The 25,774-nt window shown below is 71.6% G+C and carries 27 protein-coding genes and 1 riboswitch; of the genes, 17 read left to right on the top strand and 10 right to left on the bottom strand.

Annotated features, from left to right (window positions below; genetic code table 11):
* From D3105_RS23585 to D3105_RS23535, 11 genes are all read left to right on the top strand, one after another.
* A partial coding sequence (locus D3105_RS23585; RefSeq protein ID WP_133305702.1) for a GntR family transcriptional regulator occupies positions 1 to 561 on the top strand: 561 nt, incomplete at its 5' end.
* Between the two features lie 260 nt (positions 562 to 821).
* A complete protein-coding gene (locus tag D3105_RS23580) occupies positions 822 to 3,047 on the top strand; it encodes a carbon starvation CstA family protein (protein ID WP_118905054.1) in 2,226 nt (741 codons plus the stop codon).
* Positions 3,044 to 3,247, top strand: a complete 204-nt coding sequence (locus D3105_RS23575; protein WP_118905053.1) for a YbdD/YjiX family protein — start codon at positions 3,044 to 3,046, stop codon at positions 3,245 to 3,247. Before D3105_RS23580 ends, D3105_RS23575 begins: the two co-directional genes overlap by 4 nt.
* A gap of 121 nt (positions 3,248 to 3,368) precedes the next feature.
* Complete coding sequence (locus D3105_RS23570; RefSeq protein ID WP_118905052.1) at positions 3,369 to 4,052, top strand: hypothetical protein; 684 nt, start codon at positions 3,369 to 3,371, stop codon at positions 4,050 to 4,052.
* A complete protein-coding gene (locus tag D3105_RS23565) occupies positions 4,052 to 4,561 on the top strand; it encodes a GNAT family N-acetyltransferase (protein WP_118905051.1) in 510 nt (169 codons plus the stop codon). Before D3105_RS23570 ends, D3105_RS23565 begins: the two co-directional genes overlap by 1 nt.
* Before the next feature lie 64 nt (positions 4,562 to 4,625).
* A riboswitch (cobalamin riboswitch) is annotated at positions 4,626 to 4,749 on the top strand.
* 138 nt (positions 4,750 to 4,887) lie between these two features.
* Positions 4,888 to 7,302, top strand: coding sequence for a ribonucleoside-diphosphate reductase subunit alpha (locus D3105_RS23560; protein WP_118905050.1), 2,415 nt, complete (start codon positions 4,888 to 4,890; stop codon positions 7,300 to 7,302).
* Positions 7,302 to 8,318 (top strand): ribonucleotide-diphosphate reductase subunit beta, encoded by a 1,017-nt coding sequence (locus D3105_RS23555; protein ID WP_118905049.1) that lies wholly within the window; start codon positions 7,302 to 7,304, stop codon positions 8,316 to 8,318. The genes D3105_RS23560 and D3105_RS23555 overlap by 1 nt, the downstream gene beginning before the upstream one ends.
* 185 nt (positions 8,319 to 8,503) lie before the next feature.
* Positions 8,504 to 9,475 carry an ABC transporter ATP-binding protein gene (locus D3105_RS23550; RefSeq protein ID WP_029182369.1) on the top strand — a complete coding sequence of 324 codons (972 nt, stop codon included), beginning with the start codon at positions 8,504 to 8,506 and terminating at the stop codon, positions 9,473 to 9,475.
* Complete coding sequence (locus D3105_RS23545) at positions 9,472 to 10,332, top strand: ABC transporter permease (protein ID WP_206272862.1); 861 nt, start codon at positions 9,472 to 9,474, stop codon at positions 10,330 to 10,332. The genes D3105_RS23550 and D3105_RS23545 overlap by 4 nt, the downstream gene beginning before the upstream one ends.
* 5 nt (positions 10,333 to 10,337) lie before the next feature.
* A complete protein-coding gene (locus tag D3105_RS23540) occupies positions 10,338 to 11,138 on the top strand; it encodes an ABC transporter permease (protein ID WP_118905048.1) in 801 nt (266 codons plus the stop codon).
* A gap of 39 nt (positions 11,139 to 11,177) precedes the next feature.
* Entirely contained in the window at positions 11,178 to 11,831 is a 654-nt protein-coding gene (locus tag D3105_RS23535; RefSeq protein ID WP_118905047.1) for a DUF7691 family protein, read from the top strand.
* A gap of 35 nt (positions 11,832 to 11,866) precedes the next feature.
* On the opposite strand, the gene D3105_RS23530 is transcribed toward D3105_RS23535, so the two are convergent.
* Complete coding sequence (locus tag D3105_RS23530) at positions 11,867 to 12,076, bottom strand: hypothetical protein (protein ID WP_118905046.1); 210 nt, start codon at positions 12,074 to 12,076, stop codon at positions 11,867 to 11,869.
* An 81-nt stretch (positions 12,077 to 12,157) separates the two neighbouring features.
* Between D3105_RS23530 and D3105_RS23525 the strand changes: the two genes are divergently transcribed.
* Entirely contained in the window at positions 12,158 to 13,132 is a 975-nt protein-coding gene (locus D3105_RS23525) for a GlxA family transcriptional regulator (protein WP_118905045.1), read from the top strand.
* A gap of 6 nt (positions 13,133 to 13,138) precedes the next feature.
* Here D3105_RS23525 and def read toward each other — a convergent pair whose 3' ends face one another.
* The 8 genes from def to D3105_RS23485 all read right to left on the bottom strand — a co-directional run bounded on the left by def (position 13,139) and on the right by D3105_RS23485 (position 20,497).
* The gene (def, locus tag D3105_RS23520; RefSeq protein ID WP_118905044.1) at positions 13,139 to 13,777 is read right to left on the bottom strand and encodes a peptide deformylase; all 639 of its coding nucleotides are present in this window, start codon (positions 13,775 to 13,777) and stop codon (positions 13,139 to 13,141) included.
* 75 nt (positions 13,778 to 13,852) lie between these two features.
* On the bottom strand, positions 13,853 to 14,848 hold the full coding sequence (locus D3105_RS23515; RefSeq protein ID WP_006127468.1) for a tetratricopeptide repeat protein: 996 nt from the start codon (positions 14,846 to 14,848) through the stop codon (positions 13,853 to 13,855).
* 92 nt (positions 14,849 to 14,940) lie between these two features.
* A complete protein-coding gene (locus D3105_RS23510) occupies positions 14,941 to 16,224 on the bottom strand; it encodes an HD-GYP domain-containing protein (RefSeq protein WP_118905043.1) in 1,284 nt (427 codons plus the stop codon).
* Positions 16,221 to 17,630, bottom strand: a complete 1,410-nt coding sequence (locus tag D3105_RS23505; protein WP_118905042.1) for an HD-GYP domain-containing protein — start codon at positions 17,628 to 17,630, stop codon at positions 16,221 to 16,223. Before D3105_RS23505 ends, D3105_RS23510 begins: the two co-directional genes overlap by 4 nt.
* A gap of 98 nt (positions 17,631 to 17,728) precedes the next feature.
* The gene (rsrA, locus tag D3105_RS23500; RefSeq protein WP_118905041.1) at positions 17,729 to 18,049 is read right to left on the bottom strand and encodes a mycothiol system anti-sigma-R factor; all 321 of its coding nucleotides are present in this window, start codon (positions 18,047 to 18,049) and stop codon (positions 17,729 to 17,731) included.
* A complete protein-coding gene (locus tag D3105_RS23495) occupies positions 18,046 to 18,702 on the bottom strand; it encodes a sigma-70 family RNA polymerase sigma factor (protein WP_010061546.1) in 657 nt (218 codons plus the stop codon). The genes rsrA and D3105_RS23495 overlap by 4 nt, the downstream gene beginning before the upstream one ends.
* Before the next feature lie 312 nt (positions 18,703 to 19,014).
* The gene (locus D3105_RS23490; protein ID WP_118905040.1) at positions 19,015 to 19,656 is read right to left on the bottom strand and encodes an alpha/beta family hydrolase; all 642 of its coding nucleotides are present in this window, start codon (positions 19,654 to 19,656) and stop codon (positions 19,015 to 19,017) included.
* 25 nt (positions 19,657 to 19,681) lie between these two features.
* Positions 19,682 to 20,497, bottom strand: a complete 816-nt coding sequence (locus tag D3105_RS23485; protein ID WP_118905039.1) for an SOS response-associated peptidase — start codon at positions 20,495 to 20,497, stop codon at positions 19,682 to 19,684.
* A gap of 53 nt (positions 20,498 to 20,550) precedes the next feature.
* Here D3105_RS23485 and D3105_RS23480 point away from each other — a divergent pair, with 53 nt between their 5' ends.
* From D3105_RS23480 to D3105_RS23465, 4 genes are all read left to right on the top strand, one after another.
* Complete coding sequence (locus D3105_RS23480) at positions 20,551 to 21,264, top strand: M50 family metallopeptidase (RefSeq protein ID WP_118905038.1); 714 nt, start codon at positions 20,551 to 20,553, stop codon at positions 21,262 to 21,264.
* A 103-nt stretch (positions 21,265 to 21,367) separates the two neighbouring features.
* Positions 21,368 to 22,720 carry a 3-phosphoshikimate 1-carboxyvinyltransferase gene (gene aroA, locus D3105_RS23475; RefSeq protein WP_118905055.1) on the top strand — a complete coding sequence of 451 codons (1,353 nt, stop codon included), beginning with the start codon at positions 21,368 to 21,370 and terminating at the stop codon, positions 22,718 to 22,720.
* 8 nt (positions 22,721 to 22,728) lie between these two features.
* Entirely contained in the window at positions 22,729 to 23,745 is a 1,017-nt protein-coding gene (rsgA, locus tag D3105_RS23470) for a ribosome small subunit-dependent GTPase A (protein ID WP_118905037.1), read from the top strand.
* Between the two features lie 120 nt (positions 23,746 to 23,865).
* Positions 23,866 to 24,189 carry a DMT family transporter gene (locus D3105_RS23465; protein ID WP_030576828.1) on the top strand — a complete coding sequence of 108 codons (324 nt, stop codon included), beginning with the start codon at positions 23,866 to 23,868 and terminating at the stop codon, positions 24,187 to 24,189.
* On the opposite strand, the gene D3105_RS23460 is transcribed toward D3105_RS23465, so the two are convergent.
* Positions 24,146 to 24,772 carry a TetR/AcrR family transcriptional regulator gene (locus tag D3105_RS23460; protein WP_118905036.1) on the bottom strand — a complete coding sequence of 209 codons (627 nt, stop codon included), beginning with the start codon at positions 24,770 to 24,772 and terminating at the stop codon, positions 24,146 to 24,148. The genes D3105_RS23465 and D3105_RS23460 overlap by 44 nt on opposite strands.
* Positions 24,773 to 24,894: 122 nt before the next feature.
* Between D3105_RS23460 and hisN the strand changes: the two genes are divergently transcribed.
* The gene (hisN, locus tag D3105_RS23455) at positions 24,895 to 25,695 is read left to right on the top strand and encodes a histidinol-phosphatase (RefSeq protein WP_118905035.1); all 801 of its coding nucleotides are present in this window, start codon (positions 24,895 to 24,897) and stop codon (positions 25,693 to 25,695) included.
* Positions 25,696 to 25,774: the final 79 nt, after the last annotated feature.

Genomic DNA, 25,774 nt, shown 5'->3' with positions numbered 1-25,774 from the left:
GTCGTCGAGGGACGGCTGGAGCGCATCCAGGGCAAGGGCACCTTCGTCGCCAAGCCGAAGGTCTCCCAGGCCCTCCAGCTCACCTCGTACACCGAGGACATGCGTGCCCAGGGACTGGAGCCGACGTCCCAGCTGCTGGACATCGGCTATGTCACGGCGGACGACACGCTCGCCGGTCTGCTGGACATCTCGACGGGCGGCCGGGTGCTGCGCATCGAGCGGCTGCGGCTCGCCAGCGGCGAGCCGATGGCGATCGAGACCACGCATCTTTCGGCCAAACGCTTCCCGGCGCTGCGCCGTTCACTGGTGAAGTACACCTCGCTCTACACCGCGCTCGCCGAGGTGTACGACGTCCGTCTCGCCGAGGCGGAGGAGACCATCGAGACCTCGCTCGCCACGCCACGGGAAGCGGGGCTGCTGGGTACGGACGTGGGTCTGCCGATGCTGATGCTGTCCCGCCATTCGGTGGACGGCCAGGGCGAACCGGTCGAGTGGGTGCGCTCGGTGTACCGGGGTGACCGCTACAAGTTCGTGGCGCGCCTCAAGCGCCCGACGGACTGAGAGCCGCAGGCGCCGACGCGATGGACACAGGGCGGTGGCCCGGGGATCGACTCCCCGGGCCACCGCCCCTTTTCGGTCATCCTCGGTGGAGCAGGATGCCCGTGAACCGATTCCGCCTGCCGTCCGTGCACCAATCGCGGAACTTCGGTGGAGACATCGGTGATGCGCGACCGGTATGCGGACAGGGGTTCCGGAGAGCGGCCGCACCACTTAGATTTCGCGCACGTTACGACAAGGATCGCGCGAGGGGACGGATCGATATGCCGGAATCGCCCACACCAGCACCACCGGTTTCACCAGCAGCGGGGCGGCGAGGGCCGACCCCGAAGTCCATAGCCGTCTGGAGCCTGGTGGCGCTGGCCGGCGCCATCGGCTGGGCCACCCTCGCGCTCTCGCGGGGTGAAGAGGTCTCGGCCGCCTGGATGCTGGCGGCGGCCCTCGGTTCGTACGCCATCGCGTACCGCTTCTACTCCCGGTTCATCGCCAACCGGGTCCTGAAGGCCGACAAGAACCGCGCGACCCCGGCCGAACGGCTGGACAACGGTGTCGACTTCCACCCCACCGACCGCCGGGTGCTGTTCGGCCACCACTTCGCCGCCATCGCCGGAGCGGGGCCGCTGGTCGGCCCCGTGCTCGCCGCGCAGATGGGCTATCTGCCCGGCACGATCTGGCTCGTCGTCGGCGTCATCTTCGCCGGCGCCGTCCAGGACATGGTGACGCTCTTCTTCTCGACCCGCCGCAACGGCCGTTCGCTCGGTCAGATGGCGCGCGACGAGATAGGCCCGGTCGGCGGGATCGCCGCCCTGGTCGCGGTCTTCATCATCATGATCATCCTGCTCGCGGTCCTCGCGCTGGTCATCGTGAACGCGCTCGCGCACTCGCCGTGGGGCGTCTTCTCCATCGGCATGACGATCCCGATCGCCCTCTTCATGGGCGTCTATCTGCGTGTCCTGCGGCCCGGCAAGGTCAGCGAGGTCTCCTTCATAGGCGTCGCGCTGCTGCTCCTCGCGATCGTCTCGGGCGGCTGGGTCGCCGAGTCGTCCTGGGCGGACGTCTTCACGCTGGAGCCGGGCACGCTGGTCATCTGGATGATCGTGTACGGGTTCCTCGCCTCCGTGCTCCCCGTGTGGCTGCTGCTGGCCCCGCGCGACTACCTCTCCACCTTCATGAAGGTCGGCACGATCGGGCTGCTGGCCCTCGGCGTGGTCGTCGCCCTGCCGACCCTGAAGATGCCCGCGGTCACCGACTTCGCCTCCAGCGGCTCGGGCCCGGTCTTCGCCGGCTCGATGTTCCCGTTCGTCTTCATCACCATCGCCTGCGGCGCGCTCTCCGGCTTCCACTCCCTGGTCTCCTCCGGCACCACGCCGAAGATGGTCCAGAAGGAGACGCAGATCCGGATGATCGGCTACGGCTCCATGCTGGTCGAGTCGTTCGTCGCGATCATGGCCATGATCGCCGCCTGCATCATCGACCCCGGCCTCTACTTCGCCATCAACGCGCCCGTCGGCGTGATCGGCGACAGCGTCCAGTCCGCCTCCCAGGCCGTGGCCAACTTCGGCTTCACCATCACCCCGGACGCCCTGGCCCAGGCGGCCGCGGACGTCGAGGAGGCGAGCCTGCTCTCCCGGACCGGTGGTGCGCCGACCTTCGCGCTCGGCATGGCGGAGATCTTCTCCGCGGTGGTCGGCGGGACCGCGATGAAGGCGTTCTGGTACCACTTCGCCATCATGTTCGAGGCGCTCTTCATCCTCACGACCGTGGACGCCGGCACCCGGGTCGGGCGCTTCATGCTCCAGGACATGCTGGGCAACGCCTACAAGCCGTTCCGCGAGGTCAGCTGGAAGCCGGGCGTCTGGTTCGCCAGCGCCGTCGTGGTCGGCGGCTGGGGGTACTTCCTCTGGGTCGGCGTGCACGACCCGCTGGGCGGCATCAACCAGCTCTTCCCGCTCTTCGGTATCGCCAACCAGCTGCTGGCCGCCGTCGCGCTGGCCGTCTGCACCGTCCTGCTCGTCAAGTCCGGCCGTCTGAAGTGGGCGTGGGTCACCGCGGTCCCGCTCGCCTGGGACGTGGCGGTCACGCTCACCGCGAGCTGGCAGAAGATCTTCTCCGACGACGTGAAGGTCGGCTTCTTCGCCCAGCGCGACAAGTACCAGGCGGGCATCGACGCGGGCGAGGTGCTGGCGCCGGCCAAGTCCATGGACGACATGCGGACCGTCGTCACCAACTCCACGGTCGACGGGGTGCTGAGCGCGCTCTTCGCCCTCCTCATCATCGTGGTGCTCGTGGACGCGGGCCGGGTCTGCTACAAGGCCATCCGCGACCCGGAGAGCGTCAAGCTCCACGAGGCGCCGTACGTCGAGTCCAAACTCGTCGCTCCCGCCTCGCTCTTCGCCACCAAGGAGGAGAAGGCCGAGCTGATCGCCGCCGGCGTCGGACCCGAGGGCGGCATCCGCAAGGAGCCGGCGGAGACGGGGAGCCGGACATGACGGTCACGGACGTACGACGGGTGGCCGGACGGATCCGCTGGTACGTCCGTGAGCTGACCGGCGAGTCCACGTACGACCGCTATGTGGCGCACGCGAAGGCGCACGATCCGGACGCGCCGGTGATGAGCCGCCGCGCCTTCGAACGCAGCCGCACGGATGCCCGCGAGGCGGACCCCCGCGAGGGCTTCCGCTGCTGCTGAGCACCGCCGGCCGCCACCGGGGCCGCCGCATCCCGTCCAGGGGCGCGGCGGCCCCTTCTCGCGCCCCGACCGACATGGCCGTGCGGAACACCCGGCCCTCACCGTAGACAAGGATGTGCCCATGACACCGCACTACCGGTCACCCCGGCTCCGGCTCCCCCTCCTGACCACGACGCTGGCCATGACGCTGGCCCTGGCGGCGACGGGCTGCGGCACCGAGCCGGCGCCCGACACCCGAGCGGCGGGCCCGAGCGGTTCGGCCGATCCGGCGCCCGACCGGGCGGAGTTGGAGGCACGGGCGAGCGCCGCGCAGCTCGTCGCGGAGCATGTGTGGGTGACCGAGGCCGCGGGCTACGCCCTGGCCCGCCAGTCGGTCGGGGTGCTCGGCGACGACGGGTTCGGCAGCGTGTACACCGAGCCGGACGGCGGGCAGATCCGGCTGTCGGTGGAACGTCTCCCGCACGCCGACGCCGACTGCACGGACGGACCCGCATCGGGCAGCGACCAGGAGCCCCTGGTGACGTGCGAGCGGGACGGTGAACAGTGGTACCGGGCCACGGAGTCGGGCCATGCGTACGCCCGGGAACAGGGCGACCTCGTGGTGACGTTGAGCGGAACACGCCAGGAGATGGACCGGGCGACGCTGCGGTCGGCGGCCCAGGCCGCCCATCGCGCCGACGACTACGAGCTGGACCAGGTTCTGCCGCCGGCCGGGGAGGCCTCCGGGCGGCAGCCGGTCGAGCGCGGCGATCTGCCACCGGTGGGTGACGGCGCACCGGACAACGAGGTGGGAGCGAGCGGCTGATGGACCTGACGATCAGGGTGGCGGAGCCCGCCGAGTACGCCGTGCTCGGCGGGATCGTCGCCGAGGCGTATCTCGGCGACGGCCTGCTCGACGGCCCGCAGGACCCGTATCTGCTCAGACTGCGAGCGGTGGAACAGCGGGCCGCCGAGGCGGAGGTGCTGGTCGCGATCGACGCGGACGGGGCGGTGCTGGGCGGTGTGACGTACGCCGCTCCCGGCACGCCGTGGCGCGACATCGCCGGTCCGGGCGAGGCCGAATTCCGGATGCTGGCCGTGGCCCGCGAGGGGCGCGGACGGGGCGTGGGAGAGGCTCTCGTACGGGCGTGCATCGAGCGGGCCCGGTCGACGGAGGGTGTCCGGGCGCTGGTGCTGTCGACGCAGCCGGCCATGCTCTCAGCCCATAGGATCTACCGTCGGCTCGGCTTTCTGCGGACCCCCGAACGGGACTGGGAGCCGGTGCCGGGCCTACGGCTCCTGACCTTCAGGCTGCGCCTGGAGGCGGTGTCCTGAGGGGCACAGGAAATCGACACGACACAACATGTGGGGGCCGCAGCATCTGGCGGCCCCCACATGTATGCTCGACCTCGCTGTCGCCGCAGGGGAATCCGGTGCGAATCCGGAACTGTCCCGCAACGGTGTGATCAGTGCGCTTTTGCGCACCTGCAAGTCCGAAGACCTGTCGACAGCGCGTCCGGCTCGACCGAACCGGACGCCAGACGTCCGGGCCTCGCGGACAGGCCGGTGGACGCCGTCAGCAGTGCTGCCCCGCCCCGGGTTTCGCGCTGCCCGGCTTCCCCCTCCTTCCGCCGGCCCCCTGCCGAGCGAGGGAAAGCCCAGTGACCATCGCGCCCGCCGATCCGGTTTCAGCCACCGAATCCGCCGAGTCGACCCCGGCCGGGAAAGCCCCGAACGACGGACCCGGGACCGCCCTGCTGCGGACCCTGACCGACCTCACCGTCGACCTTGCCGACACCGACCCCGGACGGGTCGCCGCCGCAGCACTGCGCGGGCGCAACGCCCGCTCCGACGAGGCCGAGCTGCGCACGCTGGCCACCGAGGCAGCGGCGGGGCTGATCTCCGAGGACCCGGCGTACTCCCGGCTGGCCGCCCGGCTGCTGACCCTCTCCATCGCGGACGAGGCCGCGGGCCAGGGCGCGACGTCCTTCTCCGCCTCGGTCGCCGTGGGGCACCGCGAGGGCCTGATCGCCGACCGCACCGCGGCCTTCGTCGAACTGCACGCGAAGGCGCTGGACGAGCTGGTCGAGCGGACGCTGGCCGAGGGCGCGGACGACCGCTTCGGCTACTTCGGTCTCCGTACGCTGCACAGCCGTTACCTGCTGCGCCACCCGATCACCCGGCAGGTCATCGAGACCCCGCAGCACTTCATGCTGCGCGTGGCCGCGGGCCTGGCCGAGGACGAGTCGGCGCGGGCGCTGGACGAGGTCGCCGCGCTCTACGGGCTGATGAGCAAGCTGGACTACCTCCCCTCCTCCCCCACCCTCTTCAACTCCGGTACGCGGCACCCGCAGATGTCCTCCTGCTATCTGCTGGACTCGCCGAAGGACGAGCTGGACTCGATCTACGACCGCTACCACCAGGTGGCGCGGCTCTCGAAGCACGCGGGCGGCATCGGTCTGTCGTACTCCCGCATCCGCGCCCGGGGTTCGCTGATCCGGGGCACCAACGGGCACTCCAACGGCATCGTGCCGTTCCTCAAGACGCTGGACGCCTCCGTGGCGGCGGTGAACCAGGGCGGCCGGCGCAAGGGCGCCGCGGCGGTCTACCTGGAGACCTGGCACGCGGACATCGAGGAGTTCCTGGAGCTCCGCGACAACACCGGTGAGGACCAGCGGCGTACGCACAACCTGAACCTGGCGCACTGGATCCCGGACGAGTTCATGCGCCGGGTCGACGCGGACACCGAGTGGTCGCTGTTCTCCCCGGCGGACGTGCCCGAGCTGGTCGACCTGTGGGGCGACGCGTTCGACGCGGCCTACCGGGCGGCCGAGGCCAAGGGCCTGGCCCGCAAGACGATGCCGGCGCGTGAGCTGTACGGCCGGATGATGCGGACCCTCGCGCAGACCGGCCAGGGCTGGATGACGTTCAAGGACGCCTCCAACCGGACCGCGAACCAGACCGCCGAGCCGGGCCGGGTCGTGCACTCGTCGAACCTGTGCACGGAGATCCTGGAGGTCACCAACGACGGCGAGACGGCGGTCTGCAACCTGGGCTCCGTCAACCTGGGCGCGTTCGTCGCGAACGGCTCGATCGACTGGGAGCGCCTCGACTCCACCGTCCGTACCGCGGTCACCTTCCTCGACCGGGTGGTGGACATCAACTTCTACCCGACCGAGCAGGCCGGGAACTCCAACTCCCGCTGGCGGCCGGTGGGCCTGGGCGCGATGGGCCTCCAGGACGTCTTCTTCCAGCTGCGCCTGCCCTTCGACTCCCCCGAGGCGCGCGCGCTCTCCACGAAGATCTCCGAGCGGATCATGCTGGCCGCGTACGAGGCGTCCTGCGACCTCGCCGAGCGCTCCGGCCCGCTGCCCGCATGGTCCGAGACCCGGGCCGCGCGCGGGGTGCTCCACCCCGACCACTACGACACCGAGCTGAACTGGCCGGAGCGCTGGGACGCCCTGCGCGCCCGGGTCGCGAAGACCGGGATGCGCAACTCCCTGCTGCTCGCCATCGCGCCGACCGCGACGATCGCCTCGATCGCCGGCGTGTACGAGTGCATCGAGCCGCAGGTCTCCAACCTGTTCAAGCGCGAGACGCTCAGCGGTGAGTTCCTCCAGGTCAACGCCTACCTGGTGGACGAGCTGAAGAAGCTCGGCGTGTGGGACGCCCGCACCCGTGAGGCGCTGCGCGAGGCCAGCGGTTCGGTGCAGGGCTTCGCCTGGATCCCCGAGGACGTGCGGGCGCTGTACCGCACGGCGTGGGAGATCCCGCAGCGCGGTCTGATCGACATGGCGGCGGCCCGTACGCCGTTCCTCGACCAGAGCCAGTCGCTCAACCTGTTCCTGGAGACGCCGACGATCGGCAAGCTCTCCTCCATGTACGCGTACGCCTGGAAGCAGGGGCTGAAGACGACGTACTACCTGCGTTCACGCCCGGCGACCCGGATCGCCCGTGCCGCGTCCGGCCAGACGTCGGCCGCCGCCCCCATTCCCGTACAGCAGGCTTCGGCTCCTGACGCGGACGCCATCGCCTGCTCCCTCGAAAACCCCGAGTCCTGCGAGGCCTGCCAGTAATGAGCTCCACCGAAGACAAGAACCTGCTCGACCCGGGATTCGAGCTGACCCTGCGTCCCATGCGCTACCCGGACTTCTACGAGCGCTACCGGGACGCGATCAAGAACACCTGGACCGTCGAGGAGGTCGACCTCCACTCGGACGTCGCCGACCTCGCGAAGCTGTCGCCGGGCGAGCAGCACATGATCGGCCGACTGGTGGCGTTCTTCGCGACCGGTGACTCGATCGTCTCGAACAACCTCGTGCTGACGCTGTACAAGCACATCAACTCCCCGGAGGCGCGGCTGTACCTGTCGCGGCAGCTCTTCGAGGAGGCCGTGCACGTCCAGTTCTATCTGACGCTCCTGGACACCTATCTGCCCGACCCGGACGACCGGGCGGCGGCGTTCGACGCGGTCGAGGAGATCCCCTCGATCCGCGAGAAGGCGCAGTTCTGCTTCAAGTGGATGGACTCCGTCGAGAAGATCGAGCGGCTGGAGACGAAGGCGGACCGCCGTCGCTTCCTGCTGAACCTGATCTGCTTCGCGGCCTGCATCGAGGGGCTGTTCTTCTACGGGGCGTTCGCCTACGTGTACTGGTTCCGCTCGCGCGGTCTGCTGCACGGTCTCGCCACGGGCACCAACTGGGTGTTCCGTGACGAGACGATGCACATGAACTTCGCGTTCGAGGTCGTGGACACCGTCCGCAAGGAGGAGCCGGAACTCTTCGACGACGAGCTCCAGCAGCAGGTCACCGACATGCTGAAGGAGGCCGTCGAGGCGGAGCTCCAGTTCGGCCGCGACCTGTGCGGCGAGGGCCTGCCGGGCATGAACACCGAGTCGATGCGCGAGTACCTGGAGTGCGTCGCCGACCAGCGGCTCGCCCGCCTCGGCTTCCCGACGGTGTACGGCTCGGAGAACCCGTTCTCCTTCATGGAGTTGCAGGGCGTCCAGGAGCTGACGAACTTCTTCGAGCGCCGCCCGTCCGCCTACCAGGTGGCGGTCGAGGGCTCGGTCGGGTTCGACGACGACTTCTAGGCCCCTTCCGGATTCCGTACGACAGAAGGCCCCACCGTGCCGAGCACGGTGGGGCCTTCCGCGTCCTGTCACGGCAGGACGAGGAACGGCGGAACAGAAAATGATTGGACCAGACCAATTCTCGGCGTGCACACTCTCAGATCGATCACGCCCGACCGGGCCCGGATCGTTTCAGAGAGGCGGACATGCCCGTCATAGAAGTGGCCGACCTCGTCAAGGAGTTCAGCCGACCCACACGGCAGGAGGGCCGCTTCGCGGGCCTCCGTACGCTGCTGACGCGTGAGCAGACCGTCAAGCGTGCCGTCGACGGCGTGAACTTCACGGTCCAGCAGGGCGAGATGGTCGGCTATCTCGGCCCCAACGGTGCGGGAAAGTCCACCACCATCAAGATGCTCACCGGCATCCTCGTCCCGACCTCCGGCACGGTCACGGTCGCCGGTGCCACACCCTGGCGGGACCGGTCCCGCAACGCCCGCCGGATAGGCGTGGTCTTCGGCCAGCGCAGCCAGCTCTGGTGGGACCTGCCGCTGCGGGACTCGCTCTGGCTGATCAGCCGCCTCTACGACGTTCCGGAGGCCCGGTTCCGCGAGAGGCAGCGGCAGTTCAGCGAGGTGCTCGGCCTCGGTCCGTTCCTCGACACTCCCGTCCGCCAGCTCTCCCTGGGCCAGCGGATGCGCGGCGACCTCGCCGCCGCGATGCTCTACGACCCGGACATCCTCTATCTGGACGAGCCGACCGTCGGGCTCGACGTCATCGCCAAGGAGCGGATACGCACCTTCGTCGGGGAGCTGAACCGCGCATCGGGCACCACGGTCGTCCTCACCACCCACGACCTCGACGACGTCGAGGAACTCTGCGACCGGATCATCCTCATCGACCACGGCAAGGTCGCCTACGACGGCGCGGTGGACGAGCTGAAGGCCCGCTACGCGCCGCACCGCGAACTCGTGGTGCAGACCGACCGGCTGGAGAGCGTCGAAGGCGCGGAGGTCGTCCGCCGCGAGGACGGCAAGGTGTGGCTGCGCTTCGACCCCGTCCGCACCCCGCCAGCCGAACTGGTGGCCGCGGTGCTGGAGCGGCACCGGGTGACCGACCTCTCGATCGTGGAACCCGAGCTGGAGAGCGTCATCCACCGGATCTACGCGGACCGCGGATGACCGCCCCGACGGCCCCAGCCTCCGCGAAGACGACCCCCGCCTCCGCGAAGCAGCCACTGAGGGCGCTGCTCCGGTCCCATCTCGCCTGCGCCCGGATGGAGTTCCGCGCCGCCCTCACCTACCGCACGGCCTATCTGTCGTCCTTCGCCATGATGCTCCTCCAGATCTGGCTGCTGACGGTGGTCTGGAAGGCCCTCTACGACGGCCGCGCGGAGGTGGACGGGCTCAGCCTCACCACCATGACGGCGTACGCGACGCTGACGACGCTCCAGTACCAGCTCGTCAGCCCGTGGCGGTCCTCCCCCATCGACCAGCGGGTACGGGAGGGCAAGGTCGCCGTGGACCTGCTGCGGCCCGTCGGCTTTCCCGGGCAGATGCTCTCCGGCCAACTCGGGTGGGCATCGGCCGCGGTCCCGGTCCTGGTGGTGGCCCTGCCGTTCGCGCTGCTGATCGGCGCGGGCCGGGCGCCCGCCTCGGCGGCCGCGGGGTTCGCCTACCCGGTGGCGCTGATCGGCGCGCTGCTCGTGAACCAGCTGCTCGGGCTGCTGCTGGGCATGGTCTCGTTCTGGACCCTGGAGGTCAGCGGCGCCCTGATGGCCTACCGCTTCGTCGCACAGTTCTTCTCCGGGGCCCTGGTCCCGTTGTGGTTCATGCCGGGACCGGTGAGGGCGGCCGCGGAATGGCTGCCGTTCCAGGCCACCGCGTACACCCCCGCGGCCGTCTACCTGGGCCAGGTCGAGGGCCTGGGCATCGTGGCCGCCCTAGGGGTCCAGCTCGCCTGGATCGGCGCGCTCGGCGCGCTGGCCGCGTTCGTCTGGTCGCGCGCCCGGCGCCGCGTCATGTCGCAGGGGGGATGAGGGCGATGCGAGGTGCACGCGTCTATCTGCTGCTGGCCGGTGCGGCGTTCCGGGCCGAGTTCCAGTACCGGGGGAACCTGTTCATCAACATCATCGGCGGCCTGTTCTACCAGGGCGTCGGGCTGGCGTTCATCTGGGCGGTGCTGGACCGCTTCGGGCAGGTCGGCGGCTGGGGCCTGGCGGAGATCGCCTTCCTCTACGGAATCAGGCTCACCGCCCACGGGCTGTGGCTGCTCCCCGGTCACCAGCTGATCCACGTCGACGAGGTCGTCATCGAGGGCGACTACGACCGCTATCTCGTCCGTCCGGTGCCACCGCTGGTCCAGCTCCTCACCCGCAGGGTCCGGCTGAGCTCGCTCGGTGACCTGGCGGGCGGAGTGGTTCTCCTGTCCATCGCCTCGGCCTCCGCGCCGGTCGACTGGTCACCGGGAGCCGTCTGCTTCCTCCTGCTCGCCGTGGTGGGCGGTGCGCTGGTGGAAGGTTCCCTGCAACTGGCCGCCTCCGCGCTGGTCTTCAGGATGAAGAGGGTCTCTCCCATCAAGTTCGCCATCGACATGATCTTCAGCGACTTCGGCAACTACCCGCTGAAGATCTTCGGCCCGGTGGCCGGCTTCGGGCTGACCTTCGTCTTCCCACTGGCCTTCGTCGCCTATCTGCCGGCGACGGTGCTGATGGAACGGGGGGAGGAACTGGCCGTGCCGGAATGGCTCGCCTGGGGCGCTCCGGCCATCGGCGTCGTGCTCATGTACGGCGCGTACCGCTTCTGGGAGCGGCAGTCCCGCCATTACGAGAGCAGCGGGCACTGAGCGGGACCGACCGTGCGAGCCTCTTGGGAGAATGCGCCCATGAGCAAGATCGTGAATTACAGCATGGCGAATCGTGGAGAGATCGCACAGTTCCTTCCCGCGAAGGACCTGAGCGCCGACGGCCTGCGGCTGCTGGACAAGATGCGGCAGGTGGCCCGCGCCCGTCAGGAAGACCTGGACCATCAGGGCGTGGACTGGGGGCTGCCGGTGCAGGACGCTCTGGAGCAACTCGTCTCCGGACGGGCCGACTCCCCCGCCGAATGGGCCGGAAGCGCCTACTACGCGGCTCTCCAGATAGTCATCGACCACAACGGCAGCGACATGTCCACGCTGGCGAGCTACCGCAGCCCCATCACCGTCTTCACCACTCTGGACGACCGACTGAGCGCGGCGGGCGTCGCCGCGGACCTGCTGCCCAGTCAGTACATCTTCAGCGGCCCGCCGTCCGAGATCGCCTTTCACATTCCCCGGCCCGTGGAAGGTTCGCCGGAAATCGGGTGCTGGCCGATGCAGAAGGCGGGGCCCGCCATCACGGCCTACCGCGAGGTGCTGGACCGGATCGACCCCGACCTCAGGTACGAACTGAACGAGCTGATCGAGGCTCTCGACGGCTGGTACGCGGAATGGGCTGACGGTGAAGGCTCGTTCTGGTGGGCCGAGGACACCTCGGTCTTCTTCTCCGTCGTCGGCTGAGCAGGTCTCGCCTCCGGGGCCGGCGGCGGGGCCCCCTAGGCCCTCGCCCAGCCCTTCGGGCGGGAGCGCCGCGTGGCCGCGACCGGCCGCGCGGCGCTTTCCGTCTCCGTGGGTTCCGCCTCCCTCCGGGCGGCGTCGCGCAGCTGGCGGTCGATGCGGCGCTCACGTGCGAGGCCGAGGCCCGCGGGGAGGAGGACGAGGGCGAGGAGGGCGGTCACGACGAGGTAGTTCAGGAAGAGGTTCATGCCTCTACCTTCGTCCGCCCGGAGCATTTTGGTCAGTGGCAGCACTGCCACACAGCATCGAATTACTGCCACACTGACCCCATGCTGAAAAATGTCGCCGTCCTGCTGCTGGACGAGGTCCACCCCTTCGAACTCGGCGTGCTGTGCGAGGTGTTCGGACTCGACCGCAGCGAAGAGGGCCTGCCGGTGCACGACTTCGCGGTGGTCTCCGCCGAGGGACCCCACCTGCGCACCCACGCGGGCTTCACCATCAGCACGCCCCACGGCCTGGACCGGCTGGAGGAGGCCGACCTCGTCGCCGTCCCCGCGAGCAGTCGCGTCATGGACCGGTCATACCCGGAAGAGGCCCTGTCGGCGCTGCGCCGGGCCGTGGAGCGCGGTGCGCGGGTGCTGAGCGTCTGTTCGGGGGCGTACGTCCTCGGCGCGGCCGGGCTGCTGGACGGCCGCCGCTGCACGACGCACTGGCGACACGCGGCGGATCTGGCCCGCCGCTACCCGAGGGCGATCGTGGAGCCGGACGTGCTGTACGTCGACGAGGGCCCGGTCATCACCTCGGCCGGGACCGCCGCCGGGATCGACGCCTGCCTGCATCTGGTCCGCCAGGAGTACGGGCAGGACGCGGCCAACACCATCGCCCGGCGGATGGTGGTCCCGCCGCACCGGGACGGCGGCCAGGCGCAGTACATCGACCGGCCGCTGCCCAGGAACGCCTGCGACACGGTCGGCGGGACCCTGGCGTGGATGGAGCAGCACCTCGACCAGGAGATGACGGTGGAACAGCTGGCCGCGCAGGCGCACATGTCGCCGCGCACCTTCGCCCGGCGGTTCCAGCAGGAGACCGGGACCACGCCCTACCGCTGGCTGCTGCGGCAGCGGGTGCTGCTGGCCCAGCACCTGCTGGAGACCTCCGACCGGACGATCGACACGATCGCGGGGCAGACGGGCTTCGGCACGGCGGCGACGCTGCGGCACCAGTTCGTGCGCACGCTCGGTACGACGCCGAACGCCTACCGCCGGACCTTCCGGGGCCCGGCGGCCACGGCCGACGCCGCCTGAGAGACCTCAGTCGTTGGGGACGGTCTCGTAGCGCGGCGTGCCCTCTTCCATCTGCCGCAGCGCGTCCTTGCGCTCCCGCTTGGAGAGCCGGTCGATGTACAGGTAGCCGTACAGGTGGTCCGTCTCGTGCTGGAGGCAGCGCGCGAAGTAGCCGGTGCCCTTGACCCGGATCGGGTTGCCCTGGGCGTCCTGGCCGCGCACCACCGCGTAGTCGGGGCGGGCGAGCGAGGCGTACGCGGTCGGGACCGAGAGGCAGCCCTCGTTGGAGTCGTCGAGCACCCGCATCTCGGGGGCCAGCTCCTCCAGGACCGGGTTGCAGACGACGCCCGTGTGGCGCTTGCCGTCGTCGTCCGGGCAGTCGTAGACGAAGACCTTCAGGTCCACGCCGATCTGGTTGGCCGCGAGGCCCACGCCCTCGGCCGTCTTCTGGCTGGCGAACATGTCGTCGATCAGCCGGGCCAGCTCGTCGTCGAACGCGGTGACGTCCTTGCACTCCTTGTGGAGCACCGGGTTGCCCACGACCGTGATCGGACGCGAGGTGCCGCGCGCGCGGTAGGCCGCCTCGCGCTCCTCGCAGTCCTCGGTGTCGACGACGAACCCCTCGTCGTCCACGTCGATCCGCCCGTCCGTCTCCTGCTGCGACATGTCCGCCGTACGCCTTCCTGCAAAACCTGGGGGAACCGCACCGCGATCGGTGCGCCTACAGCCTACGGGCAGCGGTCAGCAGACTTCTTCGAGATCCCGCCACTCGCGGCTGTCCGGGCTGTCGGCGACCCAGCCGTCCAGCAGCCCGCGCACCAGTCCGGCGGGTGCGGCGAGACCGCACTCGCGCTCGGGCACCCAGAGGTCGCCGGCCCCGGCGGTGCGGTGGCCGAGCGGCCCGGGGTGGCCCGGCTCGCTGTGGTCGTGCGGGTCCAGGTGCTCCCCGTCGCCCTCGTCACTCTCCATCCGGCTCTCCGAGCACGCCCGGCACAGCAGGCGCACGGACGAGGACCAGTCCTCGGCGGCGAACCCGGCGTCCGACGCCAGCTTCTCCAGCGCGTCCCGGTCCTCCTCGGTCGCCGCCTCCAGCAGCACCACCCAGGTCGGCACCGGGGAGGGCGCCCACAGCTCGATCTCGTCGAACACCGGATACGCGGGCCCGGCCGCGGTGACCCGCTCGCCGTTGGGCACCCCGTCGTGCAGGACGACCTCGCCCCAGCGCCGCCCGGAGGACGGCAGCGGGATCGAGAGCACCTCGATGCGGGCCGGGTCGAGCCGACGGCCCCAGACCACCTCGGCCTCGCCCTCCGGCGAGAGCCGCACGGCGGCGCTGCCCAGCTCCATGCCGGTCGGCTCGGTGGTGGCCGCGCTGTGCTGGCCGCCGCCGGGGACCTTCAGCCCGTACGCCTGCCAGGCCCGCCGCGCCAGCGGCCAGTCCTGCAGCGCGGTGGCCGCGATCCCCACGTTCCACCAGTCCGGGGCGCCGGACTCGCGGTCCAGCAGCGCGACCGCCCGCAGGCCCGCCGCGCGCGCCTGCTCCCAGTCGTGCCGGAACTTGTGCAGCAGTGCCAGATTGAACCAGGACTCCGAGAGCCAGGGCTCCAGATCCGCCGCACGCGTCAGCAGCGCCCCCGCGTCCTCGTACCGGCCGTCGCCGATCAGCGTGAACGCGCGGTCCGTGGCCTGCCGCCAAGAGGCGGACGGCCGATGCCGTACCTTCCCGAAGATCCTCACGATTCCCGCCTGTCCCGACTGGACACCCTCGTCATCCACTCTGCTTTCGCATCCAACCATGCCCGGGTGGACGCCCGCTCATTACCCATGGGTTACCCAGCTCCGGCCGGGGTCAGACCGCCCCGCGCGAGGACGCGTCCCAGCGCCTCGACCACCTGTGGCTGGTGGTCGTGCCCGGTGCCGAGCCTGAGCTGCTCCAGCGCGCCGAGCGGCCCGCCGACGCATTCCCCGCACAGGTCGTCGTATGCGTTGACCGTCCTGACGATCCTGGCGGCGAGCAGTTGTTCCCGGTACGGATCGGCCTGCTGCTCCACCACCGCCGCGACCTCAGGACCGGCCCCGGTACGGCGGACCACGGCCCCGCCGAGCAGGGCGATCCGGCGCTGCTCGGCGGCCGGCAGCCGGGCGGTCGCCCCGTCGGCGACCGGGTCGAGGAGGGAGAGCTGGCCGATGTCGTGCATCAGGGCGGCGTGCTCCAGGACGGTCAGCCGGGGCCCGGTCAGCCCCAGTTCCCGGCCCACGGCGGTGGCGAGCGCCGCGACCCGGCGGGCGTGGCCGGGCGGGGTGTACCCGGCGATCTCGGTGGCGCGGGCGAGCGAGGCCATCGTCTGCCCGCAGGTCGTGCGGGCGGCGGTGTACCGGCGGGCGGAGACCTGGGTGAGCAGCAGCGGCCCGCACAGCACCGCCGGCGCCCACGGTCCGGCGACCGCGACGCCCAGTGCCGTCACGACCCCGGTCGCCCCGATCGCGGTCCCGACCCCGGCGAGCGCGCGCACCTCGTCGACCAGGAGCGATCCGTACGGGGGCAGGGCACCGGGCCCCTCGGCGCGGGCCGCCGAACGCGCCAGGAGGGCGGCGAGCACGGCGTCGCACAGGGCGGTCAGCGTCAGGACCCCGAGCGGGAACAGCGGGAACCACGGACCGTCGCCGAACCAGCGCTCGGCCTGCCCGGAGGCGTACAGCGGCTGGAAGCAGACCGCCGCGAAGCCCACGGTCAGGGTCCTGCGGGCGGCCCGGTCGGCGTCCGTGCGACGGCCGCGCGCCCTGCGCGGTACGGCGGCGAGCGCCTGCGCGGCGACCACCACGGCGATCGCCTGGAGCGCCCCGTGCGTGGTCGGCCGCCCGGCGCTGTCCCCGAGCAGGGCGTACGCGAGCGCCCCGGCCGCGGCGAGCGGCGCGGGCTCCCGCTCCCCGGCGGCGCCCCGGCGGACCAGCTCACCGGCGGCGACCAGGAGCCCGAAGACCAGGGCGAGGCCCGGCTCGGCGAGTCCGTGCACCGATGTGTGGGCGAGCGCGGCGAGGGCGAGGAGCAGGGCGGCCCCGCGCACCGCGAGGACGGCCGGGGCGAGCGGGTCGCTCCCGTACGGGGCCCTCACCGGCGGCGGTCCCGGAACGGCCCGGACAGCGGAGCGGCGCTCCGGGCGTGCGGGATCGGGGGCGTGTCCTGGCGGAGCCCGGTCGCCGCACCGAACGGCTCGCGCGGTTCGTCGGCCGTGACGGCGGTGTCGGCGGCGCTCCAGCCGTGCCGGCGCAGGGCGCGGTCCAGCGCCCCCACCATCTGCGGGTCGAACTGGCTGCCCGCGCACCGCTTCAGCTCGGCGAGCGCGGCGGGGACCGGGCGGGCGCGGCGGTAGGAGCGGGTGGAGGTCATCGCGTCGAAGGCGTCGGCGACGGCCACGACCCGGGCGAACTCGGGGATGCGCGAGCCGCTGAGCCCGTACGGGTAGCCGCTGCCGTCGAGCCGTTCGTGGTGGTGCAGGATCGCGTCGCGGGCCTCGTCCAGGAAGCCGATGCCCCGGACGATCTCGTGCCCGTACTCCGGGTGCAGCTCCATGACGCGCCGCTCCTCCGGGGTGAGCGGACCGTCCTTGCGCAGCACCCGGGTGGGGACGCCGAGCTTGCCGATGTCGTGCAGGATCCCGGCGAACCGGAGCCCCTCCACCCGGCGGTCGTCCATGCCGAGTTCACGGGCGATCAGAACGGAGGCCCGGCCGACGCGTTCGCTGTGGCCACGGGTGTAGGTGTCCTTGATGTCGACGGCGTGCACCAGGGCGCGGATGGTGGCGCGGTGGGCGGACCGTTCGCGGTGGTACTGCGCGAACACCCAGCAGGAGAGGTACATCGGGAGCAGCACGAGGAGCGCCGAGAGCGGGCCGTACGGGCTCCGCCACAGGACGGCCGTCATCAGCCCGGCGAGCGCGTGCACCAGATGCGGACCGAGGGCCGGCGGCAGGAGTTCGTACACGCTGCGGAGCACGGGTCTGCGTTCCGCCGCCGCGAGGACGACGGCGTCGAGCGCGGTCAGCACCAGGCTGAAGGCGAGCGCCGCGGCGCAGGCGGGCAGCAGGGCGCGGGGGAAGTCCGGGGCCGCTCCCCCGCCGCCGAGGGTCGCGGGGCCGCCGAGGACGGCGTACGCCCAGGAGGCGGCGGCGCACGTGAGGGCGAGTTGCGCGGCCCGCCAGATCCGGCGGGCCGCGTACGGCGGCTGCTCGACCCGCCCGGCCAGGGAACCGCTCGCCGCCACCAGCGCGGCGGCCGCGGGCGGCAGCAGGAAGGCGGCGGCGAGGAGGATCGGGAGGAACGCTCCGGCGGCGACCGGTCCGGGGCCTCCGGACGGGGAGCGGCGGCCGACCGCCCCGCAGCCGAGCCCGAGGGCGGCCAACAGCACAGCCGTGCCCCAGGGGACCGGGGCATCGGGGGCGTACGCGGGGAGCGTGCACCAGATCGCGCAGAGGACGGCGGCCAGGATGCAGGCACGCGCCGCCGCCGGTGTGCCGCTCACGCCCGCACTCGCCCCCCAGCATGGTCGATGGACGCGCCACGCTAGCGAGTTGTGCGGCTCACCGAGCCGCTACGGATCCGATTAGCACATTCGGGTGACTATTCGGCGGCGGTCGCCGACCGGTCCGTTTCCTGCACGGTCACGTCCTGATCGGGCACGGCCTCGCCGGCCCGGATCAGGTCGATCCGGCCCATCACCTTGGAGCGCAGGTCGGTCGGGACGTCGTCCTGTCCGCAGCAGCGCTTGACCAGCTTCTTCACGGCCTGTTCCAGGCCGTACTTCTCCAGGCACGGGGAGCACTCCTCGAAGTGCACCTCGAACTTCGTGCAGTCGCCCTCGGGCATCTCCCGGTCGAGAAACTCGTAGAGATGGTCGAGGACCTCCGAGCAATCCGTCTCGTGCGGCTCTCCGCAGCTCATGAGGCCGAGCCCTTCCGATCGTCCGAGTCACCGGCACCGGCCGCGACGAGCCCGCGCTCACGGGCGTAGTCCTCCAGCATGCCGCGCAGCTGGCGACGGCCGCGGTGCAGCCGGGACATCACCGTACCGATGGGAGTCCCCATGATGTCCGCGATCTCCTTGTAGGCAAAGCCCTCGACATCGGCGAGATACACGGCGATGCGGAACTCCTCGGGAATCGCCTGGAGCGCCGACTTCACGTCGGAGTCCGGGAGATGGTCGAGGGCCTGGGACTCCGCCGAGCGCAGACCGGTCGACATGTGCGACTCGGCCCGGGCCAGCTGCCAGTCCTCGATCTCCTCGGCGGCGCTGCGCTGGGGTTCCCGCTGCTTCTTGCGGTACGAGTTGATGAAGGTGTTGGTGAGGATGCGGTACATCCACGCCTTGAGGTTGGTGCCCTCACGGAACTGATGGAAGGAGCCGTACGCCTTCGCGTAGGTCTCCTGGACCAGATCCTCGGCATCGGCGGGGTTGCGCGTCATGCGCAGCGCGGCCGAGTACATCTGGTCGAGAAAGCCGAGCGCGTCCCGCTCGAAGCGCGCGTTGCGCTCGGCGGGCGTCTCGGGTGCGCGGCCGTCGTCGGTCCCTGTGTCGGTCCCAGTGACCGGACCCACCTCCTCCAACGATGTGGCGGAGCCGAAACCGGACCCGCTCGCCTCGGAGAATAGTCGACCTTGCCTGGTGGCGGCCTGTCGATTACCCCCGCCCAGGGGCCGCTCGGAGGTGGTCCTCGCCGCAGGCAGCACGGTCCACTCCAGGTCAGCGGCGTTCGAGCGGCTGGGGCAGATGGTCGAACCCATGCGACGGACTCCCTCTCCACGTACGACGTTGTTGTACCGACGTCCCGAACAACAGCGCCCCGGCGCGGAGCATTCCCGGGACCGGTGACACGCGTGCGACGGGCGTGCCGGCCGGCGGGCGCCGGGTCATCCGAGTGACGTGAGCCACCCGGTGACCGCTTCGGTGAGGATGCCCATCGCCTGTTCCTCGGTCAGGCCGGACCGCTTCGGCACCGCGAACCCGTGGTCGCCGTGGGGCACTTCGGCCAGCGTGTACGAGCCGGGCGGGAATTCGCCGGGCTTGCCGAACGGGTCGTTGCCGCCCTGCACGACCAGCGTGGGCACGCCGGTGCCGAGGAGTTCGTCGGCGCGGGACTTCTCGGGCTTGCCCGGGGGGTGCAGCGGGAAGCTGAGCGCGAGGACGGCGACCGCGCCCAGTTCGGTGGCGGTCCGGCAGGCGACGCGGGCCCCGGCGCTGCGGCCTCCGGCGATGACGGGGAGCCCGGGGGCGGCGAGGGCGGGCCACAGTCCGCGCCAGCCGGCGTCCAGGGTCTTCGGGGCGGGCGCGACCTTCTTGCCGGCCACCCGCCAGGGCTGCTCCACCAGGGCGACGGTGACGCCGTGTCCGGGCAGGGCGGCGGCGAGCGCCTTCAGGTCACGGGCCTCGATCCCGCCGCCCGCCCCGTGGCTCACGGCGAGCACGCGGCGGGGTGCGGATGCGGGGACCCAGGTGATCCGGGCCTCACCGGCGTCGGTGGTGACGTTCTGCGTACGTGGTTGACGGCTCACCGCGCCATCCTCCCCCGCGTACGCCTCAGAACAGCGTGGACTCCTCCGGTGCGGCCAGTTCCTCCAGCAGTTCGGGCCCGTTGTTGCGGACGTTGCTGACGGCGGTGGCGACCGGATAGGCGCGCATCAGCCCGCCGGGCGGCGGCTCCAGCAGGGCCCGCAGCTCGTCCTCGCCGGTGCGCGAGGGGTCCAGCCAGGCGTCCCAGCGGTCCGGGGTGAGCATGAGCGGCATCCGGGGGTGGATGTCGGCGAGCGCACCGGGCCCTTCGGCGGGGGCGACGGCCAGCGGCGTGGTCTCCGCCTCGGTGGTGATCACCGAGCACGTCACCCACCAGGCGCTCTCGTGGTCGCCGGGCAGGGTCGCATCGCGCCAGAACTCGTACAGTCCGGCCATCGCGAAGACGGAGCCGTCGGCGGGGGTGACGAAGTACGGCTGCTTGCGGGGGCGCTTCCTGCCCTTCTTCTCCTCCAGCTGCCGCTCCTCCGCGCCGGTGACCCACTCGTAGTAGCCGTCGGCGGGCAGGATGCAGCGGCGCTGGGCGAAGGCGCGGCGGAAGGAGGGCTTCTCGTGCACGGTCTCCGCGCGGGCGTTGATCATCCGGGCGGCCCCGTCGGGGGTCTTGGACCAGGACGGCACGAGCCCCCATTTCAGGGCGCGCAGCTGGCGAACCGGACGCCGGTCGTCCGCGTCTTTAACAGGACGCTCCAGAACCGCGTAGACCTCTTTGGTCGGCGCCACGTTCCAGTCCGGCTCCAGGGTCTCGGTGGGCTCCCACTTCTCGACGCCGAAGAGTCCGGTCAGGTCCTCGGGCTTCCGACTCGCCGCATACCGTCCGCACATAAGTGCCAGACTGCCACGAACGCCCGCCCCGACCGCAAGGAGTCGCCCGGCCGATGAACAGCACCGAATTGGGCGATCTGTGGGATCGCGTGACCGGCACCCAGTCCGCTCCCGAGCAGTGGCTGGTGGTGGTGACGGCCACGCTCGCGCTCATCGCGGTCGTACCGAACCCGATATGGCGGCTCGCCCGCAACACGATCACCATCGCGCACGAGGGCGGCCACGGCCTGGTGGCCCTGCTCACCGGGCGCCGGCTCTCCGGCATCCGGCTGCACTCGGACACCAGCGGGCTGACCGTGAGCCGGGGCAAGCCGACGGGGATCGGCATGATCCTCACGGCGGCGGCGGGCTACACGGCCCCGTCCCTGCTGGGCCTGGGTGGCGCCTGGCTGCTGACGAACGGCAGGATCACCCTCCTGCTGTGGGTGGCGACGGCCCTGCTCGCGGTGATGCTGGTGATGATCCGCAATGTGTACGGGGCCCTCACCGTCATCCTGACCGGCACCACGTTCCTCCTGGTGTCCTGGCTGGCCTCCTCCGACGTGCAGTCGGCGTTCGCGTACGTGGTGGTGTGGTTCCTGCTGCTGGGCGGGGTGCGGCCGCCGTTCGAGCTCCAGTCCAAGCGGCGGTACGGCGGCGCCCCGGACTCCGACGCGGACCAGCTGGCCCGCCTCACGCACGCCCCGGCGGTGCTGTGGCTGTTCCTCTTCCACGCGGTGTCGCTGTGCTCGCTGATCGGCGGCGGACGGTGGCTGCTGGGCTGGTGAGGCCGGAGGGACCGGCGCGGTCCGTACCACTCTCTGGTTACGGGATGATTTCCGCCCTTTTGGTCAGGATCCGGGTCGACGTAAAGCCACTAAAGTAATGGCCATGACCGAGAGCTCCGTGCAGCCCGCCCTCTGGCCCGCCCCCCATGCGAGCGGGGCCGTCGACGCCACCGTCACCGTGCCCGGATCGAAATCGGTCACCAACCGCGCGCTCGTGCTGGCCTCGCTGGCCGCCGAGCCGGGCTGGCTGCGCCGCCCGCTGCGCTCCCGCGACACCCTGCTCATGGCCGACGCGCTGCGCGCCATGGGCGTCGGCATCGAGGAGACCGTCTCCTCCTCGTCCGCGAGCAGCCCGTCCGCCGCGGCCTCCCCGGACAGCTCGGGCGAGGCCTGGCGGGTCATCCCGGCCGGGCTGCACGGCCCGGCCACGGTCGACGTCGGCAACGCGGGCACGGTCATGCGCTTCCTGCCGCCCGTCGCCACGCTCGCCGACGGCCCGATCCGCTTCGACGGCGACCCCCGCTCCTACGAACGCCCCCTGACCGGCGTGATCGAGGGCCTGCGGGCGCTCGGTGCGCGGATCGACGACGACGGGCGCGGCGCGCTGCCGCTCACCGTGCACGGCGGCGGGGCGCTGGAGGGCGGCCCGGTCTCGATCGACGCCTCGTCGTCCTCGCAGTTCGTCTCGGCGCTGCTGCTGTCGGCACCGCGGTTCAACCAGGGCGTGGAGGTCCGGCACACCGGGGCCGTGCTCCCCTCGATGCCGCACATCCGGATGACCGTCGACATGCTGCGGGCCGTCGGCGCCCAGGTGGACGAGCCGGAGACGGGCGGTGAGCCCAACGTCTGGCGGGTCTCCCCCTCCGCCCTGCTCGGCCGCGACCTGACGATCGAGCCGGACCTCTCCAACGCCCAGCCGTTCCTGGCCGCGGCCCTGGTGACCGGCGGCCGGGTCACGATCCCGGACTGGCCCGAGCGCACCACCCAGCCGGGCGACGCGCTGCGCGAGATCTTCACCGCGATGGGCGGCTCCTGCGAGCTGACCGAACGCGGACTGACCTTCACCGGTACGGGCCGGATCCACGGCATCGACGTGGACCTCGGCGAGGTCGGCGAGCTGACCCCGGGCATCGCGGCGGTCGCCGCCCTGGCCGACTCCCCCTCCACGCTGAGCGGGGTCGCCCATCTGCGGCTGCACGAGACGGACCGGCTGGCCGCGCTGACCAAGGAGATCAACGAGCTGGGCGGCGATGTCACCGAGACCGCCGACGGACTGCACATCCGCCCGCGCCCGCTGCACGGCGGCGTCTTCCACACGTACGACGACCACCGCATGGCCACCGCGGGCGCGATCATCGGCCTGGCGGTGAAGGGCGTGGAGATCGAGAACGTGGGAACGACCGCCAAGACCCTGCCGGACTTCCCGGACCTGTGGACCGGAATGCTCGGAGCCTAGGGACGACCATGCGCCGCTACGGGAAGAACCCCGACGAGGACGACATCCGCGTCCGCCCCAACCGCAAGGGCAACCGGCCGCGTACGCACATCCGGCCCAAGCACGAGGACGCCGAGGACGGCATGGTCCTCACCGTCGACCGGGGCCGGCTCACCTGCCTCGTCGACGGCCGGACCGTCGTCGCGATGAAGGCCCGCGAGCTGGGGCGGAAGGCCGCCGTGGTGGGCGACACCGTCTCCATCGTCGGTGATCTCTCCGGCGAGAAGGACACCCTGGCCCGGATCGTGCGGATCGCCCCGCGCCGTACGGTGCTGCGCCGCACGGCCGACGACGACGATCCGTACGAGCGCGTGGTCGTCGCCAACGCCGACCAGCTGGCGATCGTCACCGCGCTGGCCGACCCGGAGCCCCGCCCTCGCATGATCGACCGCTGTCTGGTGGCGGCGTACGACGGCGGGCTCACCCCGCTGCTCGTGCTGACCAAGTCCGACCTGGCGTCGCCGGACAAGCTGCTGGAGGCGTACACCCCGCTCGGCGTCCCGTACATGGTGACCAGCCGCGAGGAGCTGGAGAACGGCGACGCGGCGGAGCGGGTGCGCCAGCTGCTGGAGGGCAAGGTCACCGCCTTCGTCGGGCACTCCGGGGTCGGCAAGACGACGCTGGTCAACGCCCTGGTGCCGGAGGACCGGCGGCGGACCACCGGCAACGTCAACGCCGTCACCGGCCGGGGCCGGCACACCACCACCTCGGCCCTCGCGCTGCCGCTGCCCGGCGACCGGGGCTGGGTGGTCGACACCCCGGGCGTGCGCTCCTTCGGGCTGCACCACGTCGACCCGTCGCGCGTCATCCACGCCTTCCCGGACCTGGAGCCGGGCACCGAGGAGTGCCCGCGCGGCTGCACCCACGACGGCAACCAGCCCGAATGCGCGCTGGACGCCTGGGTGGCCGAGGGTCACGCCGACCCGGCGCGCCTGGACTCCCTGCGCCGGCTCCTCGACACCCGCGAGCGGCGCGAGGGCGACTGACGGCGCATCCGGCCGCAATCGGCCGGGCGGCGCGGGCATGTTTGCGAGCTTCAACGACCGGTAAAGGCATAATCGCACCGAGTGGGACGAAGCCGTCACCTATGCGGGAGGCAACTGACGATGGCGTGGCTGCTGGTCGTGGTCGCAGGACTGCTGGAGACCGGCTTCGCCGTGTGTCTGAAGCTCTCCCACGGATTCACCCGGCTCTGGCCGACGATCGCGTTCGCCGTCTTCGCGCTCGGCAGCTTCGGGCTGCTGACCCTGGCGCTGCGGAAACTGGACGTCGGCCCGGCGTACGCGGTGTGGACCGGGATCGGGGCCGCCGGGACCGCGATCTACGGCATGATCTTCCTCGGCGATGTGGTCTCCACCCTGAAGCTGGTGTCGATCTCCCTGGTGATCATCGGTGTGATCGGCCTCCAGCTGTCCGGCTCGGCCCACTGACCCCAGCCGCCCTCTCCAGAACCGCCGGCCGCGCCGCCTCCCGGACGAGTCGGAGCGCGCGGCTGTCCGCGACGTCGTCGCCCGGCACCGGAACGATCACACAGGACAGCGCGAGGCGCAGGACGGTCTCGCAGCGCCCGGCGGCGACTCCGGGCGACGCCGCCGCCATCCGGTCCCGTACCAGCGCGAGCAGTTCACCGGGCTCCGGCGGCGGCTTCCCGCCCGTACGCCCCCGGGACCCCGGCCGCCGGTCCGGGCGGGGCAGCCCTTCCGCCCAGTGCCCCGTGAGCAGCGCCCTGACCAGCGCGTCCTGGCGGGCGGCCCGGAGGGTCCAGAGCGCGACGGCGGCCGGACGGTCGGGCGCGGGGGCGCTCAGCGCGCGGTCGACCCCGGCGAGATAGCCGTCGGCGGCCCCGCGCAGAAGTGCCCCGGCCAGTCCGCCCTTGGTGCCGAACTCGTTGTAGAGGGTCTGGCGCGAGACACCGGCCAGGGTGGCGACGTCGACCATGCGCACGGCGCGCCAGGGCCGGTCGGCCAGGGCCCGGAGGGCGGCGTCCAGCAAGGCCTGCCGCGCTGTCGGCATCGTCGCCTCCCCCGCCCCGGGATCCTGCCGTTCAGAGTTGACGCGCTCCCGGGGGCTGTCAAGGGTTCCGGGCGGCAGGGGCGCTGTAGCCCGCGTCCGGCGGCGCTGGATACTGTTGCGGCATGTCCGACTACCACGATGATCTGCGCCTCGCCCACGTACTGGCGGATGCCGCCGACGCCGCGACGATGGACCGGTTCAAGGCTCTCGACCTGAAGGTGGAGACCAAGCCGGACATGACGCCGGTGAGCGAGGCCGACAAGGCCGCCGAGGAGCTGATCCGGGGCCATCTGCATCGGGCCCGCCCGAGGGACGCGATCCTGGGCGAGGAGTACGGGGTCGAGGGCACCGGTCCGCGGCGCTGGGTGATCGACCCGATCGACGGCACCAAGAACTATGTGCGCGGTGTGCCGGTGTGGGCGACGCTGATCTCGCTGATGGAGGCGGGCGACGAGGGCTTCCGGCCGGTGGTGGGCGTGGTCTCCGCGCCCGCGCTGAACCGGCGCTGGTGGGCGGCGAAGGGCGCGGGCGCGTACACCGGCCGCAGCCTCACCTCCGCGACCCGGATGCACGTGTCGAAGGTGGGGCGGATCGCGGACGCCTCGTTCGCGTTCTCCTCGCTGTCGGGCTGGGAGGAACAGGGCCGCCTCGACGGTCTCCTGGACCTCACCCGGGCCTGCTGGCGGACGCGGGGTTACGGGGACTTCTGGCCGTACATGATGGTCGCCGAGGGTTCCGTGGACATCTGCGCGGAGCCGGAGCTGTCGCTGTGGGACATGGCGGCGCCCGCGATCGTCGTCCAGGAGGCGGGCGGCCGGTACACCTCGCTGGACGGGGAGGACGGCCCGGGCGGCGGAAACGCGGCGGCCTCGAACGGCCTCCTCCACGACGAGCTGCTGGGCTACCTCAACCAGCGCTACTGAACCCGCGCTCGACCGGCGCTGCCGAACCGTGCCGCCCCGGCGGCACGGTTCGGCAGCGCCGGTCGAGCGCGGGTTCAGT

Source organism: Streptomyces globisporus (assembly GCF_003501885.1).
GTDB classification, from domain to species: Bacteria; Actinomycetota; Actinomycetes; order Streptomycetales; family Streptomycetaceae; genus Streptomyces; species Streptomyces globisporus_D.
This window is presented reverse-complemented; position numbering and strand designations above follow the sequence as displayed.

What these genes read in the sequence shown, in the direction of transcription:
- aroA (WP_118905055.1), top strand. Translation starts at nt 21,368, where the DNA reads ATGACCGAGAGCTCCGTGCAGCCCGCCCTCTGGCCCGCCCCCCATGCG.
- def (WP_118905044.1), bottom strand. Translation starts at nt 13,777, where the DNA reads ATGTCGCAGCAGGAGACGGACGGGCGGATCGACGTGGACGACGAGGGG.
- D3105_RS23540 (WP_118905048.1), top strand. Translation starts at nt 10,338, where the DNA reads ATGCGAGGTGCACGCGTCTATCTGCTGCTGGCCGGTGCGGCGTTCCGG.
- hisN (WP_118905035.1), top strand. Translation starts at nt 24,895, where the DNA reads ATGTCCGACTACCACGATGATCTGCGCCTCGCCCACGTACTGGCGGAT.
- D3105_RS23565 (WP_118905051.1), top strand. Translation starts at nt 4,052, where the DNA reads ATGGACCTGACGATCAGGGTGGCGGAGCCCGCCGAGTACGCCGTGCTC.
- D3105_RS23580 (WP_118905054.1), top strand. Translation starts at nt 822, where the DNA reads ATGCCGGAATCGCCCACACCAGCACCACCGGTTTCACCAGCAGCGGGG.
- D3105_RS23530 (WP_118905046.1), bottom strand. Translation starts at nt 12,076, where the DNA reads ATGAACCTCTTCCTGAACTACCTCGTCGTGACCGCCCTCCTCGCCCTC.
- rsgA (WP_118905037.1), top strand. Translation starts at nt 22,729, where the DNA reads ATGCGCCGCTACGGGAAGAACCCCGACGAGGACGACATCCGCGTCCGC.
- rsrA (WP_118905041.1), bottom strand. Translation starts at nt 18,049, where the DNA reads ATGAGCTGCGGAGAGCCGCACGAGACGGATTGCTCGGAGGTCCTCGAC.
- D3105_RS23575 (WP_118905053.1), top strand. Translation starts at nt 3,044, where the DNA reads ATGACGGTCACGGACGTACGACGGGTGGCCGGACGGATCCGCTGGTAC.
- D3105_RS23460 (WP_118905036.1), bottom strand. Translation starts at nt 24,772, where the DNA reads ATGCCGACAGCGCGGCAGGCCTTGCTGGACGCCGCCCTCCGGGCCCTG.
- D3105_RS23480 (WP_118905038.1), top strand. Translation starts at nt 20,551, where the DNA reads ATGAACAGCACCGAATTGGGCGATCTGTGGGATCGCGTGACCGGCACC.
- D3105_RS23485 (WP_118905039.1), bottom strand. Translation starts at nt 20,497, where the DNA reads ATGTGCGGACGGTATGCGGCGAGTCGGAAGCCCGAGGACCTGACCGGA.
- D3105_RS23555 (WP_118905049.1), top strand. Translation starts at nt 7,302, where the DNA reads ATGAGCTCCACCGAAGACAAGAACCTGCTCGACCCGGGATTCGAGCTG.
- D3105_RS23465 (WP_030576828.1), top strand. Translation starts at nt 23,866, where the DNA reads ATGGCGTGGCTGCTGGTCGTGGTCGCAGGACTGCTGGAGACCGGCTTC.
- D3105_RS23545 (WP_206272862.1), top strand. Translation starts at nt 9,472, where the DNA reads ATGACCGCCCCGACGGCCCCAGCCTCCGCGAAGACGACCCCCGCCTCC.
- D3105_RS23535 (WP_118905047.1), top strand. Translation starts at nt 11,178, where the DNA reads ATGAGCAAGATCGTGAATTACAGCATGGCGAATCGTGGAGAGATCGCA.
- D3105_RS23570 (WP_118905052.1), top strand. Translation starts at nt 3,369, where the DNA reads ATGACACCGCACTACCGGTCACCCCGGCTCCGGCTCCCCCTCCTGACC.
- D3105_RS23550 (WP_029182369.1), top strand. Translation starts at nt 8,504, where the DNA reads ATGCCCGTCATAGAAGTGGCCGACCTCGTCAAGGAGTTCAGCCGACCC.
- D3105_RS23525 (WP_118905045.1), top strand. Translation starts at nt 12,158, where the DNA reads ATGCTGAAAAATGTCGCCGTCCTGCTGCTGGACGAGGTCCACCCCTTC.